Genomic DNA, 19,849 nt, shown 5'->3' on the forward strand with positions numbered 1-19,849 from the left:
TTCTCCCACAAGGGGAGAAGGGGGCAAGACACCGTTCGGGCAGAGCGTCAGTTTCAATACCATTTTCTCAGATCCATCCCCTGATAGAGCGAGGCCACCTCGTCGGCATAGCCATTGAACATCAGGGTCGGCTGGCGCTTGGCGCCGAAGATGCCCCCCTCGCCGATGAAGCGCTCGCTGGCCTGGCTCCAGCGCGGGTGATCCACCGCTGGATTGACGTTGGCGTAGAAGCCGTATTCGTTGGGGGCCAGCAGGTTCCAGGTAGTGGGTGGCATCTCCTCCACCAGCCGGATGGAGACGATGCTCTTGATGCTCTTGAAGCCGTACTTCCAGGGCACCACCAGCCGGATCGGCGCGCCGTTCTGGGCTGGCAGCGCCTTGCCGTAGAGCCCCATCGCCAGGAAGGAGAGCGGATGCATCGCCTCGTCGATGCGCAGCCCCTCGACATAGGGATAGTCGATGCCGCCGCCGAGGGAGCGGGAAGCCTGACCGGGCAGCTGCTCCGGATCATAAAGGGTCTCGAAGGCTACAAACCTGGCGCGGCTGGTGGGCTCGGCCCGGCGAATGAGGTCCGCCAGCGCGATGCCGCTCCAGGGCAGCACCATGGACCAGGCCTCCACGCAGCGCAGCCGGTAGATACGCTCCTCGAGCGGGCTCTTGTTGATGAGATCCCACACATCCAGGGTAAACGGCTTGGCCACCTCCCCTTCCACCTTCAGGGTCCAGGGCTCGGGCTTGAGGTAGTGGCCGTTGCGGGCCGGATCCCCCTTGTCGGTGCCCAGCTCGTAGAAGTTGTTGTGGGTGGTGGCCTTCTCCTCCGGCGTGAGGATCAGCCCCTCCGGCCTGGCAGCGGCGTGGATGTTGAGCGCCCGGGTGGCGACCGGTGCCGGCTTGTCGCCAGAGAAGAGATCGAGCACCCCGGCCTGGGTCGGCAACGCCAGGGTGGCGGCGCCGAGCCCCAGCCCTTTCAGGATCAGGCGACGATCCTGATAGACGGCTTCCGGCGTGACATCCTGTTCGGTGAGGTGATGGGCAGAGCGGCGCTTGAGCAACATGGAAAAACTCCCGGGGCGATGAGGGTTACAATCATAAGACCCGCCCCGGCCGAGTTTTATTTCACGGAAAATTACATGAACTGATAGAGGGGCAGTGCCTTGGCCATGGTTCCGACCAGAAACAGCACTACGAACACCAGCAGGGGAACGATCACATTTGGCACCATCAGACTCACTCCATGAGCAGGACAGGGCCTCTAACTATGGTGCAGACACGACCGCCTCACCATGAATTTTTTTCGCGAGCGCAAGCGTATTCCTGAGTTGAAATGAGTGATGCAGATCACACACAATTCCGCCCCTGCTTGCCGCCCCCCCTGCGCGGGGTAGGCTCCCCTTTTTCCGGATTTCACTACTGAAGAGTCACGCCATGAGCCCATTGATCGCCATCGCCATCACGACCGGGATCCTCTCCGCCGTCTGGGGCTGGGTCGCCGTCACCCTCGGCCTCATCTCCTGGGTCGGCTTCCTCGGCTGCACCAGTTATTTTGCCTCCAGCGGCGGCTACAAGGCGCTGCTGCAGACCCTGCTGTGCAATGCCAGCGGCATGCTGTGGGCCCTGCTGCTGATCCATGGCGACGCCTGGTGGGGCGCCGGGGTGGCGGGTTACCTGATGACCGGGGTGGTGGCGACCCTGATGTGCGTGCAGGCCAGGCAGCAGTGGCTCTCCTACATTCCCGGCACCTTCGCCGGTTGCTGTGCCACCTTCGGAGCGGCGGGAGAGTGGCGACTGATCCTGCCATCGCTGGTGATAGGTGCGCTGTTTGGCTACCTGATGAAGGCGAGCGGCCTGTGGCTCTCCCATAAAACCCAGAAAACCCACGCCACGGCTGGCGTCACCGACCCGGCTTGAGCCGGCCTAACGTGACCGATTCGGTCTGAAACCAGAGGGGCGGCCCGTCATCGACGGGCCGCCCCTCTGTCATTTATCCCTTCGACTTGAAGTTCGCCGCTTCTATGCCGTGCCGGTTCAACAGCTTGTAGAAGTCGGTGCGGTTTCTGCCCGCCATGCTGGCCGCCAGGGTCACATTGCCCTCGGTGGTGCGCAGCAGCCGGATCAGATACTCCTTTTCGAACTCGGCCCGCGCCTCGTTGAACGAGGGGATGCCGCCACTGCCGCCACTCAGGGCAGACTCCACCATGGCGGCACCGATCACCGGGCTGCAGCAGAGGCTGGCCAGCTGCTCCACCACACTGTAGAGCTGGCGCACGTTGCCGGGCCAGGCCGCCGCCGCCAGCAGCGCCAGCGCCTCCGGCGAGAAGCCGAGGGCGGCGCACTCGCCATGGCGGCTGCGATACTCGTCCAGCGCCTGCCTGGCCAGCAAGGGGATATCCTCGCTGCGGGCACTGAGGGGCGGCAGTGTGATGTTGGCCACGTTGAGCCGATAGAAGAGATCTTCCCGAAAGCGCCCCTCCTCCATCGCCGCCACCAGATCCTGATGGCTGGAGCTGATGACCCGCACCTCAGGCGTGCCCTGGCCGTACTCCTGCAATACCTGCAGCAGCTTGGCCTGCAGCGACTCCGACAGGTCCCCTATCTCGTCGAGAAACAGGGTCGCCCCCTTGGCCTGCTCAAACAGGCCGGACTGGCCATCCTCGCCGAACAGCTGCAGATCCAGCGCAGCCCAGGGCAGCGCGGCACAGTTGATCACATACAGCGGCTGATCACGCCGACTGCTGGCCTGGTGCAGCGCCTGAGTCATCACCCCCTTGCCGGAACCGGAAGGGCCCATGATCAGCACCGGCACCTCCATGGTGGCGATGCTGCTGGCCTGGATCAGCAACTGCTCCATCTGCGGGTTGCGGGTCAGGATCAGCGACTGCCACTCCTGGCGCTGCTTTGGGCGCGTCAGGCTCAGCGCATGCTCTATGGTGGCGAACAGCTCGTCCTTGTCGATGGGCTTGGTCAGAAAACTGAATACCCCGGAGCGGGTCGCCTGAATGGCATCGGGAATGGTGCCGTGGGCGGTCATGATGATGACCGGCAGCCCCAGCCACTGGGACTGGATCCGCTCGAACAGCGCCAGCCCGTCCATGCCGGCCATGCGCAAGTCGCTCAGCACCAGATCGGCCCGTTGCTGACGCAACCGGTCCAGCGCCCCTTCGGCGCTGTCGGCGGTATCCACCTCATAACCCTGGCTGCGCAGACGCATGCTCATCAGCTTGAGCAGGCTGGCATCATCATCAACCAGCAGGATGCGACTCATTTCAGCGCCTCGCCGTTGCCATTCAGCTTGCGCTGATTGAGCTGTTCATCGATGGCGGAGAGCTGCTCGATCTGGCGGCGCAGACGCTGCACCTCCTGACTCTGATCGTCGCGTCGGCTGTCACGGGCCAGCAGCTCCTCGCCGAGGGCAATCCAGCTGCGCAGGAAGGCCTGGGCATCCAGGCCGAGCTCGGGCAGCAGGCTCTTGAGCTTGTCCAGACCGGCTCGCCGGCTTGCCACCGATTCGGACGGGTGGGTGTTGACCATGGCCAGGCTGACCCGGCTCTCGAGGTCGGTAGCCCCCTTGAGGCGCTGGCGCTCCTGGGCCCGTTGCTGGGCATGGCTGGCCAGCAGCCAGTCCGAGTATTGCAGGCGCACCTGCATCTCCTTGTTGGCAAACTCCATCCGCTTGGCGAGGGCAAGATCCGGCGACGCCGCCGGGTCACGCGCTGGCAGCAGGGAACAGCCTGTGAGCAGGCTCATCATCAATACCGGAACAACACATTGTTTCATCTTGGGCTTCACTTCAACGTCAACCGGAAACAGACATCCGCCTGTTCATCTTCAACCAATACCAACTCGCCGCCAAGGCTCATCGCCGATTCCCGGGCGATGGAGAGCCCCATTCCGGAGCCTTTCAGCAAGCCCTGGCGCACAATACTGCCCTGCTCGAAGGGTTCGAAGATCCGCTCCCGTTCGGCCACGGGAATGGCGGGCCCCTCGTTGGCCACCTCCAGCCAGCTGCCGTTGCCATCCTGCCCGGCACGGATCCAGATCTGCCCTCCCTTGGCGCCGTAGCTGACCGCATTGGAGAACAGATTATCGAGGATCAGCCGCAAGCGATATGGCTCCGCTTTCAGCGTGATCGGATCGGTCGGCAAGTGTACACTGATTTGTTTGGATTCCAGCGCCAGCCGGTATTCTGCAGATAATTCTGACAGCAGGGGCGCCAGTGCCACCGGCGTCAAAGTGAACACCTCCTGCTGGCTGAGCCGGTTGAAATCGAGCAGCCGCTCGATCAGGGTCTGCAGGCGCCGGCTGTTCTCCTCCAGCATCTGGCAGATCTCCTGCTGATCCTGGGTGAGCGGCCCTACAAGCTGCTCGGAGAGCAGATCCGCCCCCTCCCGCAGCACCGCCAGCGGGGTCTTCAGCTCGTGGGAAACGTGGCGCAGGAACTGGTATTTCTGCTGCTCCAGCTCCTTCAGTTTGTCGTGCAGCCAGCCGATCCGCTCCCCCAGCAGCACCAGTTCGGCCGGCCCGTCCACCGGCCGCTTGTCCGGCTCCACACCGGCCCCCAGACTCAAGATCCGCGACTCAATCTGACGCACGGGGTGGATGATCAGGTAGGTAAACAGCAATACCAGCAGCAGGCTGAGCACCGCCACGAAGCCGCTGACCCACCAGATCTCGGTCATCAGGGCAGCGATGGTGGCCCGCACCTTGCTGACGTGATCGTCTACCTGACTGCGAGTGATGATCTCGAGCTGCTGGTTGGCCTCGTTGAACTCGTCAAACTTGGGACTGTTGGATTCGGCCTTGGCCCGGGGAAGATCCTGCAGGCTGTCGAGCCAGACGAGGGCCTGCTCGATGCCGCCATAGGCCTCGGCGTCAGGAATGGAACTCTGGTGGGCGGCCAGCTGGTCGCGGTAGCTCGCCAGCTGCTGCTGGTAGCTGGTCAGGATGCGCTCATCCCCGAGCACCGCATAACGGCGCAGGGTGCGCTCAAGATCGATGGCCTGGGTGGTCAGCAGAGTAGCCCGGCGGGTATCGCGCACCGCCCGCTCCAGCTCGTCGCTGGTCAACTGGCTGAGGTGGTCGAGGGCCTGGCTGTCATGCCAGATCATGCCGCCCAGCGGCATCAACACCAGGACGAACCCCATCAATACCACTTGCAGCAGGGAGCGTGGGCGTACCTTGGTCATCTTGTGCGGTCTCACTTCATCTGGGGTGGGTCAGCATATCCGCACTCCCCCAAAAAGCAAAACCGGCCAAAGGGCCGGTTCATGCTCTCTATCCGGGGTCATGCCAGACCCACGGATACCACACAGATAATCAGGATCATGGCCAACGCACCCGAGGCGGTCAGCAGTGCCCATTTCAGTTCCACACTCATGCAAATCTCCTTTCTTGCCAAGATGATAGAGCCTGATCACAACAGACGAATCGATGTTAATGCATAGTTAAGCCGATAACCGTGAGCTGTGTAAGAATTTCAGATGAGCCCTATCAAAGGACTGATGACATGTTCTATCTGTGTAGCATAGGGTCGAATCTTGACCCCCACCAGCATGTCGGCCAGGCGGTCGCCGAGCTGCTTGCCCACTTTGGCCGCCTGCGGCTCAGTTCGGTGATCCAGACCAAGCCGGTCGGCATGCATTCAAGCCATGACTTTCTCAACTGCCTGTTTGTCGCCGAGAGCGAGCTGGCTCAGCCCCGACTCAAGGCACACTTCGTCGCCATGGAGCTGGCCCACGGCCGGGATCGCAGCGATCCGCACTGCAAGGTGCGGGACCGCCCGCTGGACATCGACATCCTGGCCAGCAGCGAGGACGACGACTTCTCCGCCGCACGGGTTGACGCCTATCTCGACGAGCTGTTGGCAGAACTCTACGGCAAAGGAGAGGTGCACGACCCCAAGGTGACCCTGCCGCTGCACACCCGGCTGATGGCGGGCAAGGTGATCGAGGAGGGGCAGGTCGGCCTGTCCCCCGTTGCCCTGCAGCGCGACATGGCCATCCCCTGTTGATGGCTAGATAACGGCCAGACCGCGGCCACCATCCACCCGGATGCTGGCCCCGGTCATGTAGTCGTTCTGCATCAGCAACTGCACCGCCTGCCAGATGGGCGCCAGCCCCCCTTCCCGCGCCAGCGGCGTCTTCGCCAGCACCTGTTCACGCCACTCATCCCCATGCTCGTCGAGAAACAGAATGGGGCCAGGCTCTATGGTGTTGACCCGGATGGCCGGCGCCAGCTCGCGGGCAAAGCTCATGGCGAGCGAATGGGCCCCCGCCTTAGTGGCCACATAGCTGGCGAACTGGGGCGCCGGGGCATGGATATAGATGTCGGTGATGTGGATGATGCTGGCGTTGGGATGGCGCGCCAGCTGAGGGGCCAGCCCCCGGTTGAGCTGGAAGGGGGCCGCCATGTGCACCCGGTAGAATTGATCAAACTGGGCCAGCTGGGCCGCCGGCTCGCTCGCCTGCGGCTCAAAGGCCGAGGCGTTGTGGATCACCAGCGCCAGATCCGGCTGGGAGGCCAGCACCTCGATGAGCCGGCCCACCTCTTGCTCCCGGTTGAAGTCGGCCTGCACCAGCGTCACCCCCAGCGCCCGCAACCGCGCCAGCTCGGGTCGCTCGCTGCGATAGCTGCCGGTTACCTGCCAGCCTGCCGCCACCAGCTGTTCGCACAGATAGAAACCGAGCCGACGGCCACATCCTGTCACCAATGCACGCATAATCCCTCCTCTCTTATCCGCAGGAATGCCTATCGATCCCCACGGCACAAGCCATTGGCCGTTGCCGCCATCCGGCGGGCATAGTGGCCCCATCATCACCTTACGGAGCCACTTCCATGTTGCAGATCCGCGATCACATGAGCCGTCTGACCCACTCCCTCACCCCGCAGCTCGGCCTGGCCGAGGCGCTGGACCGACTGCATGACGCCGGCCTGAGCGGCCTGCCGGTGCTGGACCCGCAGCAACGGCTGATCGGGTTTCTCTCCGAGCAGGATTGCATCCCGAGCCTGCTCACCGGCAGCTACCACTGCGATACCCGCACCCGGGTGGAGGATCTGATGAACCGGGCCCCGCTCTCGGTCAGCCCGGACGACAGCATACTGGAGCTGGCCCGCCAGATGACCGAGGCCAAACCCAAGGTCTATCCGGTGCTGGAGGGCAATCGGGTAATAGGCATCATCAGCCGCCGGCAGGTGATGCAGGCCCTCAACGCGCAGATGAAGGCCTGCCTGCCCACCTAAATCTGGTAACGCCCCTTGTCGCCGATATCGAAGTGCAGGGGCATCCGCCACTTGGCCAGCGCGAGCAGGCAAAGCAGCGCGCCACACACCAGCGCCACCAGGGCGGCGGCCCAGCCGATGCCGGCCAGCTCCAGCAGCCATAGCAAAGGCAGCAGCAAGGGGACCGCCCTGATCCCCGGAATGGCGAAGCAGAACTGCTCCTTGAAGGCCAACCCCGCCAGCGTGGCCAGGGCCGCACCCAGCACCAGCACATCCGGCGCCCCGCTCGCACTGAGCAACAGGGCGCCCCAGCCCAGCCCCTGCAGCAAGAAGCGAATGCGCTTGTCATAGACATGCAGGCACAGGCCGCATACCCCGCTGGCCACGGCCAGCGCCGTCAGCCACTGTGCCGGCGTCAAAAAATCCTGCCCGATCAGCAAGCTTGCCCCTCGACACAGCAGCAGCAAGGCTGCCAGACTCAAGCCAAGGCGATAGAGGCAGACCGACAGCCTGTCGATGCCGTCCAGCTCGCTTTCAATTTCAGGGTTTGCCATATACAGTCGCCTCTACGAATCAGGGGCAACCCAATATACTGGTATCAGGTGCCAAATAATCTTCAAATGGGTTCAGGAGAGGTAGTTTGCGTGTAATCCACCTGCTTTGGCTACTGTTCCCGCTCAGCCCCTTTGCCAGGGAGCTGATCGTCTGTGGCACGATGGAACCCCCGCTCAAATACCTCGATGCCGCTCAGCAGCCCAGAGGGCTCGATGTCGACATCGTCACCGCCATCTTTGGCAGACTCAAGATCCCCATCAAGATCGAGCTGGCCGATTCCGGTGCCCGTCTCACCCGCAACGCAGAAACCGGTGTTTGCGATGTGGTGATGACCCACTCCTACAAGGCGGAGCGGGAACGCTACCTCATCTACCCCCAACAGGCCCATATCCGCCACAGCTGGCACTTTTTCGTGCGCAAGGCCGACCTGCTGAAGATCCGCTACGAGACGCTGGCCGACCTGAAACCCTGGCGCATCGGGGTGACCAAGGATTTCTCCTATACCCCCGAGCTGGCCGCCGCCCTCACCGATCCCTCCTATCACTTCCAGGAGATCACCATGAACCAGCTGCAGCTGCGCAAGCTGCTGGCCGGGCGGATCGATACCGTACCCATGCCGCTGGTCACCGCCTTCGCCCAGATCAGGGAGGAGGGGCTGGAGGGCAAGCTCGACTACCTGCCCAAACCGCTCAAGAGCAGTCCCTACTTCAACACCTGGGCCCGCGCCCGCGCCGACCAGAATACCCCGGCCCAGATGGCGGCTTATGACGCCGAGCTGCTGCGCATGAAACGCGATGGCCGGCTCAAGGCCCTCTACGACAAGTACGGCATCCCCTATATCGAACCCTGACTGGCCGGTCAGGGCTTCACATTCCGCAAGCTCGGGTTCTGCAACAAGACAAGCGTCTCGCTGCCCCCTCATGCAACCCGGCTCAAGGCTTCACATCCCGCAGGATCGGGTTCTGCAGCGAGATCAGGGTCTCGGTGGACTGTATCTCGTCGATGGTCTGGATCTTGTGGATCAGCACGGTCTGCAACTCGTCGATGGAGCGGGTCATCACCTTCATGAAGATGCTGTAGTGGCCCGTGGTGTAGTAGGCCTCCACCACCTCGTCCAGCGCCTGCAGCTTGGCCAGCGCCGACGGGTAGTCCTTGGCGCTCTTGAGGTTGATCCCGATGAAGCAACAGACGTCGTAACCCAGCTTCTTCGGGTTCACCTGCACCCGCGTTCCCTCGATGATGCCCGCCTGCTTCATCTTCTCCACCCGCACATGGATGGTGCCCGGGCTGACCAGCAGTTGTTTTGCCAGCTCGGCGTAAGGCAGCCGTGCATTCTCCATCAGGGCGGTGAGGATGGCCTGATCGAGATTATCGATCCGATAATTTTCCGGCACTTTTTTGCACTCCCTTTGATGATTCATCATTAATCACCCGTATATTTTGAAGAAAAAAATACACAAAGCCTATTTCTATTATCGAATATTGAATTTGGCTGGCGTTCTGTTGAAGAATCCTCACATCCAACGGGTTCAAGACAGGTATTCAGCATGAAACAGCACTACATTCGCAGCCAGCAACAGATCAGCTTCGTCAAAGAGATGTTCTCCCGCCAACTCGCCCAGCAACTGGGTCTGATGGAGGTACAAGCCCCCATCCTGAGCCGGGTCGGTGATGGCACTCAAGACAACCTCTCTGGCCACGAGAATGCGGTGCAGGTCAAGGTGAAGACCCTGCCGCAGCACAGCTACGAAGTGGTGCACTCACTGGCCAAATGGAAGCGCCAGACCCTGGGCCGCTTTGGCTTCGGTCCGGGCGAAGGCATCTACACCCACATGAAGGCACTGCGTCCGGACGAGGATCGCCTCACCCCCATCCACTCCGTCTACGTGGATCAGTGGGACTGGGAGAAGGTGATGCCGAGCGAGCGCCGCGATCTGGCCTACCTGCAGGAGACGGTGCGCGGCATCTGGGCCGCCATCAAGGCCACCGAGCGCGCGGTTTGTGCCGAACATGAGCTGACCCCCTTCCTGCCGGCCGAAATCCAGTTCGTGCACAGCGAAGAGCTGCTGACCCGCTACCCGGATCTCGACGCCAAGGGGCGCGAGCGGGCCATCGCCAAGGAGCTGGGTGCCGTGTTCCTGATCGGTATCGGCGGTGCCCTCTCCCACGGTGAGCGCCACGACGTGCGCGCCCCGGACTACGACGACTGGAGCAGCCACAGCGAGCTGGGTCTGGCAGGTCTGAACGGTGACATCCTGGTGTGGAACCCGGTGCTGCAGGACAGCTTCGAGATCTCCTCCATGGGGATCCGGGTCGACGCCGAGGCGCTGCGCCGCCAGCTCGCCATCACAGGTGACGAGGATCGCCTGCAGTACGACTGGCACCAGGATCTGCTGGCAGCGCGGATGCCGCAAACCATCGGCGGCGGCATCGGTCAATCCCGTCTGGCCATGCTGCTGCTGCAAAAAGAGCACATAGGTCAGGTTCAGGTCGGTGTCTGGCCGGCCGAGATGAAGGCCGCCGTGCAAGGCATGCTGTAACGAATGAAGGCCATGCCGGCGTCATCACGCTGGCATGGCGACAGGCAAGTGGCCGTCGGGGTTGAGCGAGCGCAACCCCGGCAGGCTGTAAGAGGCAAGACCGGCAGCGGCCTTGCTTCGCCATCGGGGGCTTGCCCCTGCGACCCGCTCAACCCACGTCAGGTCGCTTCACTACATTCCTCCCGGCAATCTTCGGATTGCCGTTTTTTTTACGCCGAAAACCGGTATTCGAAACCGGCTCCGATCTGGCACTGGCGCGGCAGATCCGCTTTCCTGCTGCCGGTGCAGTGGCAGGCAAACAGTTTCTCCACCGCCTCCTCCTGCAGATAGGCGCCAAGCGCCGCCGCCCGCTGCGGACCGGAAAACTTCAGGTGCAGGCCGCCGATGACGGCGTGGATCCGCTCATCGCCACACACCTCCCTCGCCCGCTCGATGATGTTCTCGGTCCCGGCGTGACCACAGCCGATAAAGACGATCAGCCCCTGTTCGCTCTTGTAGACCAGCGCCGAGTCGTCGCTGATAAGGTCTTTTTCCACCCGTCCGTCCCGCATGATGTAGCCAAGCAGCGAGGGGGCGGCCCGCTCGCGCTGCGCAATGCTGCCGAGGAACACCAGATGCTCCGAGAGCCACACCGGCTCGGCCGAGCAGTGGGAGAGCAAGCCTCTGGCCGCCAGCGACTCCCGTTCCAGCACTCCCGACAGGCGATAGAGGTTGCGCCGCCAGAAGGGAAGCGGCAGGAAGTAGCCCCGCTCGCAGAACACGTCCGGGCAGGCGATGAGAGGAATGGGAGTCGGATAGACGGGCAGCGAGCCTACCCCGCCCACATGGTCGTAGTGACCGTGAGAGAGCACCACATGGGTGAGCGAGGCGAGATCGATCCCCATCACGGCGGCGTTGTGGCGCAGCGCCCGGCCACGGCCGCTGTCAAACAGCACCCTGAGGCCGTCGCACTCCAGCAGCAGCGACAGCCCCTTCTCGGGCAGACAGCCAGGCAGATGGACATCGTCATCCACCAGTACGGAAAAGGTGAGCATGCAATTACCCCTCAAAAAAAACGCAGGCTCGGGGCCTGCGTTTTTATCTGCGATCCAGTTACTGGGTCATGGTCAGGCCGTTGCTGTCGGCCCCCAGCAGCAGTTTCTTGCCGGGGACGATGCGGCCGGAGAGCAGCGCCTGCGCCAGCGGGTTCTCCACCTTGTGCTGGATCGCCCGCTTGAGGGGACGCGCCCCGTAGACGGGGTCGAACCCGGCGTGGACCAGCTTGTTCAGCAGTGCTTCGCTCACCTCCACCTCGTAGCCCTGGGCCTCCAGCCGGCTCATCAGGCTCTTGAGCTGGATGCGGGCGATAGACTTGATGTGCTCCTCGCCAAGCGGGTGGAACACCACTGTCTCGTCGATCCGGTTGATGAACTCCGGCCGGAAACTGCGTGCCAGCACCTCCATCAACATGGCCTTCATCTCGTCGTAATCCTTCTCGGAGTGGTGCTCCTGAATGAGATCCGACCCCAGGTTGGAGGTCATGATGACCACGGTATTGCGAAAATCCACGGTGCGACCCTGACCATCGGTCAGCCGGCCGTCATCCAGCACCTGCAGCAGGATGTTGAACACATCCGGGTGGGCCTTCTCCACCTCGTCCAGCAGGATCACCGAGTAGGGGCGACGGCGCACCGCCTCGGTCAGATAACCGCCTTCTTCATAACCCACGTAGCCGGGAGGCGCCCCCACCAGACGGGCCACGCTGTGTTTCTCCATGAACTCGGACATGTCGATCCGCACCATGGCGTCCTGGGTATCGAACAGGAACTCGGCCAGCGCCTTGCACAGCTCGGTCTTGCCCACCCCGGTGGGCCCGAGGAACAGGAAAGAGCCGATGGGGCGATTCGGATCGGAGAGACCTGCACGGGAGCGACGAATGGCGTTGGAGACCGCCTCGACCGCCTCCTCCTGGCCGATCACCCGACTGTGCAGCTGATCTTCCATCCGCAGCAGCTTCTCGCGCTCCCCTTCCAGCATGCGGGCCACCGGAATACCGGTCCAGCGTGCCAGCACGTCCGCGATCTCCACGTCGGTGACCCGGTTGCGCAGCAGGCTGGTCTCCTGCATCTCGGCCTGGGTAGCGAGATCCAGCTGTTTCTCCAGCTCCGGAATGCGGCCGTACTGCAGTTCGGACATGCGGCCCAAGTCCCCTGCGCGGCGCGCCACGTCGAGATCCTGTCGGGCCTGCTCCAGCGCCGCCTTGATGTGCTGGGTGCCAGCGAGGGCGGCCTTCTCGGCCTTCCACACCTCTTCCAGCTCGTTGTATTCCCGATCTTTTTCACCGATCTCCTGGTTGATCAGCTCGAGCCGTTTGCGGCTGGCGTCGTCATCCTCCTTCATCAGCGCCTGCTGCTCCAGCTTCAGCTGGATGATGCGCCGCTCGAGCCGGTCGAGGGACTCAGGCTTGGAGTCGATCTGCAGCCGAATGCTGGCCGCCGCCTCGTCGATGAGGTCGATGGCCTTGTCCGGCAGCTGACGATCCGCGATGTAGCGGTGCGACAGCTGGGCCGCCGCCACGATGGCCGGGTCGGTGATCTGCACGTGGTGGTGCAGCTCGTAACGCTCCTTCAGGCCGCGCAGGATGGCGATGGTATCCTCCACACTCGGCTCTTCCACCAGCACCTTCTGGAAGCGGCGCTCCAGCGCGGCATCCTTCTCGATGAACTGGCGATATTCATCGAGGGTGGTAGCCCCGACGCAGTGCAGTTCGCCCCGCGCCAGCGCTGGTTTGAGCATGTTGCCCGCGTCCATGGCCCCCTCGCCCTTGCCGGCGCCGACCATGGTGTGCAGCTCGTCGATGAAGAGGATGACGTTGCCCTCCTCCTTGGCCAGGTCGTTCAGCACCGCCTTGAGCCGTTCCTCGAACTCGCCGCGATACTTGGCACCGGCCACCAGGGCCCCCATGTCCAAGGAGAGCACCCGCTTGTTCTTGAGCCCCTCCGGCACCTCGCCGTTGATGATGCGCTGGGCCAGCCCTTCGACGATGGCGGTCTTGCCGACGCCGGGAGCCCCGATCAGCACCGGGTTGTTCTTGGTACGGCGTTGCAGCACCTGGATGGTGCGGCGAATTTCGTCATCCCGGCCGATCACCGGGTCAAGCTTGCCGATCTCGGCCCGCTCGGTCAGATCGATGGTGTACTTCTCCAGCGCCTGACGATTCTCCTCGGCGTTGGCATCCTCCACCTTCTTGCCGCCACGCACCTTGTCGATGGCCGCTTCGAGTTTCTCTTTGGTCAGCCCCTGAGCGCGCAGCAGCTCGCCCAGCGTGCCCTTCTCGTCGAGGGCCGCCAGCACGAACAGTTCGGAGGAGATGAACTGATCCTTGCGCTGCTGGGCCAGCTTGTCACAGACGTTGAGCAGGCGTCCGAGGCCGTTGGAGAGCTGTACGTCCCCTTCCACGCCGCTGACGCGCGGCAGGCGATCCAGCTCCTCGCCGAGGCGGGAGCGCAGGGCATTGATATCCATCCCGGTCAAAGTGAGCAACGGACGGATGGAGCCGCCATCCTGATTGACCAGGGCGGTCATCAGATGAACGGGTTCGATGAATTGGTGGTCACGACCCAGCGCAAGAGACTGGGCATCGGAAATAGCAATCTGGAATTTGCTGGTCAGGCGATCGAGGCGCATTGCACTCCCCCTTCAAACAGGCAGACGCCGCTTGCGCGGCAAACAACATAACTTTCTGAGATGAAAGATGAGGCCCGTACGGGCTATTTCAAGGGGTGAGACTGGTTATTTTTTCTGCAGATGCAGGCGTGAGGGGATCACGGCCCCTTGGCAAACAAGGGGCCGCTCAGTGTTTATTCGGCCAGCCAGATGATGGAAGCCATGCGGCCGGTCTGGCCGTCGCGACGATAAGAGTAGAACTGCTCGCTGTCGCTGAAGGTGCAGTGCTCGCCGCCATATACGGCGGTGACGCCGGCGCGGGCGAGGCGCAGGCGGGCCAGCTGGTAGATATCCGCCAGCCACTTGCCTTCGTTGGGCGAAGGCACAAACGCTGCCTCTGCTGCAGCCTGCTCCGCCATAAAGGCCTCGCGCACCTCGCCACCCACCTCGAAGGCCTGCGGGCCGATGGCCGGGCCAAGCCAGGCCAGGATCTCGCCCGGCTCGCAGCCCATGGCGGCGATGCTCGCCTCCAGCACGCCCCCCTGCAGCCCGCGCCAGCCGGCGTGAGCGGCGGCCACCACGGTGCCGGCCCGATCGCAGAACAGCACAGGCAGGCAGTCGGCAGTCATCACGATGCAGGCCTGCCCCGCGTCTCGGGCGCAGGCGGCATCCGCATCCGGTGCACAGCCATAGTCGCTGCTGACGGGATGCACCGCGGTGCCGTGCACCTGATTGAGCCAGTTGAGAGCGCCGGGGATGGCGGCCGCCTGCTGCAGCCGGGCCCGGTTGGTCTCGACCCTGGCCGGTTCGTCCCCCACGTGGGCCCCCAGGTTGAGGCCGGCAAAGACCCCCTCGCTGACGCCGCCGTCACGGGTGGTCGACAGGGCTCTGACCCTGGCCAGGGCCGGCCAGTCGGGTTCGATCCATTTCATCTGTGGCTCCTTTCGTTCATATGAAAACGGGGCCCCTTGGCTGCAACCAGTCAAGGGGCCCCGTTTCGAGTCATGCAGGGCAGGTTACGGCAGGAATCGTCGCAAGCGTGCCCTCTTTATTATCAGTTCCAGACCAGATCGTCCGGATTGGCCAGGGTATCGGCCCGCAGCACTTCCATCAGATCCAGCATGTCCTGCGGCGTGGGCGAGTGCCACTGCATCACCTCACCCGTGATGGGGTGAGCCAGCTGCAGCATGGTGGCGTGCAGCGCCTGGCGATGGAAGTTGCGCAGGGCCTCGGTCAGCTCGGGGATGGCGTTGCGCAGCGGACGCAGGCGACCACCGTAGGCCGGATCACCCACCAGCGGGTGCTTGATGTGGGCCATGTGCACGCGGATCTGGTGGGTACGACCGGTTTCCAGCCGCAACCGCAGCCGGGTGTGACCGCGGAACTTCTCGTGCACCCGGTAGTGGGTCACGGAAGGACGGCCATTGGGCACCACGGCCATGTGGGTACGCTGGGTCGGGTGACGGCCGATGGGGGCATCGACGGTGCCGCCGGCGGTCATGTGACCGATGGCGATCGCTTCGTACTCACGGGTGATCTGGCGCGCCTGCAGCGCTTCCACCAGATGGGTCTGGGCCGGCACTGTCTTGGCGACCACCATCAGACCCGTGGTGTCTTTATCCAGACGGTGCACGATACCGGCGCGGGGCACTTCGGCGATGTCCGGGTAGCGGTGCAACAGGGCGTTGAGAATGGTGCCATCGGGTGTACCGGCGCCCGGGTGAACCACCAGACCGGCCGGCTTGTCGATCACCAGAATGTGTTCATCTTCGTAAACGATGTTGAGCTCGATATCCTGCGCATCGAAGCGGGTGTCATCTTCCAGCTCGACATCCACATGCACCTTCTGCCCGGCCAGCACCTTCTCGCGCGGGGTATTGGCAACCTGACCATCCAGGGTCACTCTGTCCTGTAAAATCCACTCCTTGATGCGGGTGCGGGAGTAGTCTGGAAACAATTCGGCCAGGGCCTGGTCGAGTCGCTGCCCGAATTGGTGATCCTGGAATTCGCCTGTCAGTTCAATATGCTGGCTCATGTATGGTCTCTTGAGCGGGGGGTATCAATTCGAAATAATCCGGGTATTCTAGCTTTTCTTTTAGCCAAGCATAACGGATACTTTGCCAATTTCGTGGAAATGGACCGGATGTTGTTGATGGGAAAGAAGTCTCACCTGCTGATGTCACTCGCCTTGGTCGCTACCTTGATCACAGGCTGTTCCAGCACCAAACCCAAGGTACCGGACGAACCGCCGGAGACCCTGTACCAGAAAGCACGCGTCAAGCTGGATGCCGGTAACTACCTGAATGCTATCGAGTTACTGGAAGCACTGGATTCTCGCTATCCTTTCGGTGCCTACTCCAACCAGGTTCAGCTCGACCTCATTTACGCCTACTACAAGCAGGATGACACTGCCCAGGCGATCGCCAATATCGACCGTTTTATCCGCCTCAACCCGGCGCATAAAAATATCGATTACGTCTTCTATATGCGCGGTCTGACCAACATGGCCGGCGATTACAACTTCTTCCAGGACTTCCTGGGCATCGATCGGGACGACAAAGACCCCTCCTATGCCCGTCAGGCCTTCCAGGATTTCAAGACCCTGTTGCAGAACTACCCCAACAGCGTCTACGCCGCCGATGCCCGCGCCCGCATGATCGGTCTGAAGAACCGGCTCGCCCGCTACGATCTGAGCGTGGCCGAGTACTATGTGAAGCGTGATGCGCTGATCGCCGCCGCCAACCGGGCCAAGCTGATCGTCGAGACCTACCCCGACACGGCCGAAACCGAGAAGGCGCTGGAGATCATGATCAACTCCTACGACACCCTGAAGATGCCGACCCTGGCCCAGCACGCCCGCGAAGTGCTGGCCAAGAACTACCCGGACAATCGTCTCGGTCGCAGCTGATCGCTTGCCGCACAATGAAAAACCGGAGCCTTGGCTCCGGTTTTTTTATGGGCGCTGTTCATGAACGACATGCCCCTTTACCACCCCGTGCCGGCGGCATGGGGAAAGACGGCGCACATCAGTCATGCCGTGTATTACTTGGCGACGTTGCCTGCCACGTTGAGCACATCCCAGGTGCGGGAGAAGGGCGGCGCGTAGGCAAAGTCCAGCATGCCGAGCTGCTCGGTGGTCACCCCCATGGTGATGGCGACCGCCAGCGCATCGATGCGGTGTACCGCCCCCTTGCGCCCGAGGATCTGACCCCCCAGCAGCCGCTTGCTGCCTGCCTCATAGACCAGCTTGACGTGAATGTCGGACTGACCCGGGCAGTAGTTGGTGTGGCACTTGTCCTTGATCACCACGGTGCGATAGTCGATGCCCATCGCCTTGGCCTCCTGCTCGGAGAGGCCGGTACGACCCGCCTCCAGCCCCAGCACCTTGAGTGCGGCAGAACCGAGGGTGCCCGGGAACATCTGCTCGGCCCCCGCCAGGTTCTCGCCCACCATGCGCCCCAGCTTGTTGGCGATGGTAGCGAGCGGCACATAGACCTGCTGCAGCTTCACGCCGTGCCAGACGCTGGCACAGTCACCAGCCGACCAGACATTGGCCAGCGAGCTGCGCCCCTGCCGGTCCACCTTGATAGCGCCGTTGCCGAGCCGCTCGATACCGGTATCGGCCAGGAACTCGGTGTTGGGTTTGACCCCGGTGCAGACCACCACGATGTCGGCCTCGTACTCGCCATGGCTGGTACGCACGCCGGTCACCCGGCCCTCTCCCAGCAGGGCTTCGACCCGCTCGCCGAGATGGAGGGAGACTCCCTGCTCACGCAGCTCGGTCTCGATATGCTGGGTGATCTCGCTGTCGAACGCCTCCGGGATGACCCGCTCCGCCAGCTCGATCAGGCGCACCTCCTTGCCCTGATGGACCAGCGCCTCGACCACCTCCAGCCCGATAAAGCCGGAGCCGATCACAACAGCACGGGTGTTGGCCTTGTCCTGCACGGCGGCCTTGAGGGCCAGCCCATCGGCCATCCGGCGCAGGCTGAATACCCTTTCCTGCTGCAGGCCCGGGATGGGCGGCATCACTTCGCGGGCACCGGTGGCGATCATCAGCCGATCGTAGCGATCGGTGAAGGTGTCGCCGTTATGTTCGACCTTCAGCGTCTGGGCGGCGGCATCCAGGCTCAGCACCCGGTGGCCGGTCTTGACCTCGATCCCTTTGGCGGCGAACTGCGCCGGGGTGAACTCGGCCATGTAGCCGGGCTCCTGAAACTCGTCGCCGACGAAATAGGGCAGACCGCAGGCACCGAAGGAGATCACCTCGGACGCCTCATACACCACGATCTCAGCCTCTTTGGCCAGTCGGCGCGCCTTGGCGGCCGCACTCATGCCGGCAGCTTCGCCACCGATAATCACGATTCTCATACTTGCTCCTGTCAATGACGCAGGGAGGGCATGCCCTCCCTGTGGTTGATGGCGGAAGGGATCCCCTCCCGCGGCGGATCAGATGGTGGACTCTTCACCGTCCAGACAGACTTCCTGCTCGCTGTTGAACACCGCCATGTCGGTCTCCCCCAGCAGACGGCTGGTGACGGTACCGGCGGTGATGGAGCCGGAGACATTCAGTGCGGTACGGCCCATGTCGATCAGCGGCTCGATGGAGATGAGCAGACCGGCCAGCGCCACCGGGAAGTCCAGCGCGGAGAGCACGATCAGGGCGGCGAAGGTGGCGCCGCCACCAATGCCGGCCACCCCGAAGGAGCTGACGGTGATGATGGCGATCAGGGTCATGATGAAGCCCGGATCCATGGGGTTGACCCCCACGGTCGGCGCAATCATGACCGCCAGCATGGCCGGATAGATGCCGGCGCAGCCGTTCTGGCCGATGGTCGAACCGAACGAGGCGGCGAAGTTGGCGATCCCCTCAGGAATGCCGAGCGCCTTGGTCTGGGTCTGCACGTTCATCGGGATGGAACCCGCGCTGGTCCGGGAGGTGAAGGCAAAGGCCAGCACCGGCATGATCTTCTTCAGGAAGCGGGCCGGGTTGATGCCCACCAGCGCCACCAGCAGCAGGTGCACGGCGAACATGATGGCGATGGCACCGTAGGAAGCCAGCACGAAGTTGAGCAGGTTGATGATGTCGGCGTAGTTGGAGCCGGAGACCACCTTGGTCATCAGCGCCAGCACACCGTAGGGGGTCAGGCGCAGCACTAGAGTCACCATCCGCATCACGATGACGTGGGCCACCTGCATGAAGTGGCCGAAGCTCGCGAAGATCTCCGGCTTCTTGCGGGCGATGCCGGTGGCGGAGAGGCCGATGAAGATGGAGAAGATCACCACGGCGATGGTGGAGGTCTTGCGCGCCCCCGTCATGTCGAGGAAGGGGTTGGCCGGGATGAACTCCAGCACCATCTTGGCAAAGGACATGCTCTCGACGCTGCCGAGGGTGGTCTGCAAGGCCGCCCCGCGGGCGGTTTCGGCGGCGCCGGCGGTGAGCCCCTCGGCGGTCAGGCCGAACAGGTTGGACATCAGGATGCCCGCCCCGGCGGCAATCATGGTGGTGAAGATCAGCACGCCAATGGTCATGGCGCTGATCTTGCCAAGGGCGGTGCCACCGTTGAGCTTGAGGATGGCCCCGATGATGGAGACCATGATGAGCGGGATGATGATCATCTGCAGCAGCTTCACGTAGCCGCTGCCGACGATATCCAGGTAGTCGCCGGTCTGCACCAGCACGTCGGAACCGGCCCCGTAGAGCAGCTGCAGGGCGGCGCCGAACAGGATGCCCAGCCCCAGCCCCGAGAAGACCCGGCGGGTGAAGCTGACGTGGGTCTGCTGCAACCGATAGAGAAACAGCAGCAACATGGCCAGGATGGCCAGATTACCTATAACGCTAAGAGTCATGACGATATTCCCCAAAATGATCGGGCCAGGCCCGAAGTGTGCGG

At 63.0% G+C, this 19,849-nt stretch carries 20 protein-coding genes; 6 read left to right on the forward strand and 14 right to left on the reverse strand.

From position 1 onward, the window contains the following. Positions 1-53: 53 nt before the first annotated feature. The gene (msrP, locus tag G5134_RS06485) at positions 54-1,055 is read right to left on the reverse strand and encodes a protein-methionine-sulfoxide reductase catalytic subunit MsrP (RefSeq protein ID WP_065018521.1); all 1,002 of its coding nucleotides are present in this window, start codon (positions 1,053-1,055) and stop codon (positions 54-56) included. Between the two features lie 370 nt (positions 1,056-1,425). On the opposite strand from msrP, the gene G5134_RS06490 reads away from it, so the two are divergent. Then, a complete protein-coding gene (locus G5134_RS06490) occupies positions 1,426-1,908 on the forward strand; it encodes a DUF1097 domain-containing protein (RefSeq protein ID WP_010635831.1) in 483 nt (160 codons plus the stop codon). A gap of 73 nt (positions 1,909-1,981) precedes the next feature. Here G5134_RS06490 and G5134_RS06495 read toward each other — a convergent pair whose 3' ends face one another. The 4 genes from G5134_RS06495 to G5134_RS06510 form a co-directional block, all read right to left on the reverse strand. After that, positions 1,982-3,262, reverse strand: a complete 1,281-nt coding sequence (locus tag G5134_RS06495; protein ID WP_065018520.1) for a sigma 54-interacting transcriptional regulator — start codon at positions 3,260-3,262, stop codon at positions 1,982-1,984. Further along, on the reverse strand, positions 3,259-3,774 hold the full coding sequence (locus G5134_RS06500; RefSeq protein WP_017764803.1) for a hypothetical protein: 516 nt from the start codon (positions 3,772-3,774) through the stop codon (positions 3,259-3,261). Before G5134_RS06500 ends, G5134_RS06495 begins: the two co-directional genes overlap by 4 nt. 8 nt (positions 3,775-3,782) lie before the next feature. Further along, positions 3,783-5,183, reverse strand: a complete 1,401-nt coding sequence (locus G5134_RS06505) for a sensor histidine kinase (RefSeq protein WP_065018519.1) — start codon at positions 5,181-5,183, stop codon at positions 3,783-3,785. Between the two features lie 98 nt (positions 5,184-5,281). Beyond that, positions 5,282-5,374, reverse strand: a complete 93-nt coding sequence (locus G5134_RS06510; protein ID WP_005306410.1) for a YnhF family membrane protein — start codon at positions 5,372-5,374, stop codon at positions 5,282-5,284. A gap of 129 nt (positions 5,375-5,503) precedes the next feature. Here G5134_RS06510 and G5134_RS06515 point away from each other — a divergent pair, with 129 nt between their 5' ends. Beyond that, entirely contained in the window at positions 5,504-6,007 is a 504-nt protein-coding gene (locus G5134_RS06515) for a 2-amino-4-hydroxy-6-hydroxymethyldihydropteridine diphosphokinase (protein ID WP_195879394.1), read from the forward strand. A 3-nt stretch (positions 6,008-6,010) separates the two neighbouring features. Here the strand turns inward: G5134_RS06515 and G5134_RS06520 are convergent, their stop codons facing one another. Continuing rightward, complete coding sequence (locus tag G5134_RS06520) at positions 6,011-6,715, reverse strand: SDR family oxidoreductase (protein ID WP_017779306.1); 705 nt, start codon at positions 6,713-6,715, stop codon at positions 6,011-6,013. 116 nt (positions 6,716-6,831) lie between these two features. On the opposite strand from G5134_RS06520, the gene G5134_RS06525 reads away from it, so the two are divergent. Next, entirely contained in the window at positions 6,832-7,236 is a 405-nt protein-coding gene (locus G5134_RS06525; protein ID WP_065018518.1) for a CBS domain-containing protein, read from the forward strand. On the opposite strand, the gene G5134_RS06530 is transcribed toward G5134_RS06525, so the two are convergent. Further along, on the reverse strand, positions 7,233-7,769 hold the full coding sequence (locus tag G5134_RS06530; protein WP_005306418.1) for a DUF2301 domain-containing membrane protein: 537 nt from the start codon (positions 7,767-7,769) through the stop codon (positions 7,233-7,235). The two genes, G5134_RS06525 and G5134_RS06530, sit on opposite strands and share 4 nt — an antisense overlap. An 86-nt stretch (positions 7,770-7,855) precedes the next feature. Between G5134_RS06530 and G5134_RS06535 the strand changes: the two genes are divergently transcribed. Continuing rightward, a complete protein-coding gene (locus G5134_RS06535; protein ID WP_124250285.1) occupies positions 7,856-8,620 on the forward strand; it encodes a substrate-binding periplasmic protein in 765 nt (254 codons plus the stop codon). 82 nt (positions 8,621-8,702) lie between these two features. Here G5134_RS06535 and asnC read toward each other — a convergent pair whose 3' ends face one another. Then, positions 8,703-9,164 carry a transcriptional regulator AsnC gene (gene asnC, locus G5134_RS06540; protein WP_005306422.1) on the reverse strand — a complete coding sequence of 154 codons (462 nt, stop codon included), beginning with the start codon at positions 9,162-9,164 and terminating at the stop codon, positions 8,703-8,705. 153 nt (positions 9,165-9,317) lie between these two features. On the opposite strand from asnC, the gene asnA reads away from it, so the two are divergent. Continuing rightward, positions 9,318-10,310 carry an aspartate--ammonia ligase gene (gene asnA / locus G5134_RS06545; RefSeq protein ID WP_010635824.1) on the forward strand — a complete coding sequence of 331 codons (993 nt, stop codon included), beginning with the start codon at positions 9,318-9,320 and terminating at the stop codon, positions 10,308-10,310. Between the two features lie 209 nt (positions 10,311-10,519). Here the strand turns inward: asnA and G5134_RS06550 are convergent, their stop codons facing one another. The 4 genes from G5134_RS06550 to rluD form a co-directional block, all read right to left on the reverse strand. Further along, entirely contained in the window at positions 10,520-11,344 is an 825-nt protein-coding gene (locus G5134_RS06550; protein WP_065018516.1) for an MBL fold metallo-hydrolase, read from the reverse strand. A gap of 58 nt (positions 11,345-11,402) precedes the next feature. Further along, positions 11,403-13,976: an ATP-dependent chaperone ClpB gene (gene clpB / locus G5134_RS06555; RefSeq protein ID WP_421231926.1), complete on the reverse strand. Its 2,574-nt coding sequence runs from the start codon at positions 13,974-13,976 to the stop codon at positions 11,403-11,405. 173 nt (positions 13,977-14,149) lie between these two features. Next, positions 14,150-14,887 (reverse strand): peptidoglycan editing factor PgeF, encoded by a 738-nt coding sequence (gene pgeF / locus G5134_RS06560; RefSeq protein WP_421163929.1) that lies wholly within the window; start codon positions 14,885-14,887, stop codon positions 14,150-14,152. Between the two features lie 122 nt (positions 14,888-15,009). Then, positions 15,010-15,990 carry a 23S rRNA pseudouridine(1911/1915/1917) synthase RluD gene (gene rluD / locus G5134_RS06565; RefSeq protein ID WP_010635820.1) on the reverse strand — a complete coding sequence of 327 codons (981 nt, stop codon included), beginning with the start codon at positions 15,988-15,990 and terminating at the stop codon, positions 15,010-15,012. Positions 15,991-16,107: 117 nt separating this feature from the next. Between rluD and G5134_RS06570 the strand changes: the two genes are divergently transcribed. Further along, a complete protein-coding gene (locus tag G5134_RS06570) occupies positions 16,108-16,863 on the forward strand; it encodes an outer membrane protein assembly factor BamD (RefSeq protein ID WP_005306434.1) in 756 nt (251 codons plus the stop codon). A 134-nt stretch (positions 16,864-16,997) separates the two neighbouring features. Here the strand turns inward: G5134_RS06570 and G5134_RS06575 are convergent, their stop codons facing one another. Together G5134_RS06575 and G5134_RS06580 are read right to left on the reverse strand one after the other, a co-directional pair. After that, positions 16,998-18,326, reverse strand: a complete 1,329-nt coding sequence (locus tag G5134_RS06575; RefSeq protein WP_208200318.1) for a CoA-disulfide reductase — start codon at positions 18,324-18,326, stop codon at positions 16,998-17,000. Positions 18,327-18,404: 78 nt separating this feature from the next. Next, positions 18,405-19,805 (reverse strand): L-cystine transporter, encoded by a 1,401-nt coding sequence (locus G5134_RS06580; protein WP_017779299.1) that lies wholly within the window; start codon positions 19,803-19,805, stop codon positions 18,405-18,407. Positions 19,806-19,849 lie beyond the last annotated feature (44 nt).

Origin of the sequence: Aeromonas sp. 600276, assembly GCF_049175815.1 — a bacterium.
Lineage (GTDB): Bacteria > Pseudomonadota > Gammaproteobacteria > Enterobacterales > Aeromonadaceae > Aeromonas > Aeromonas dhakensis.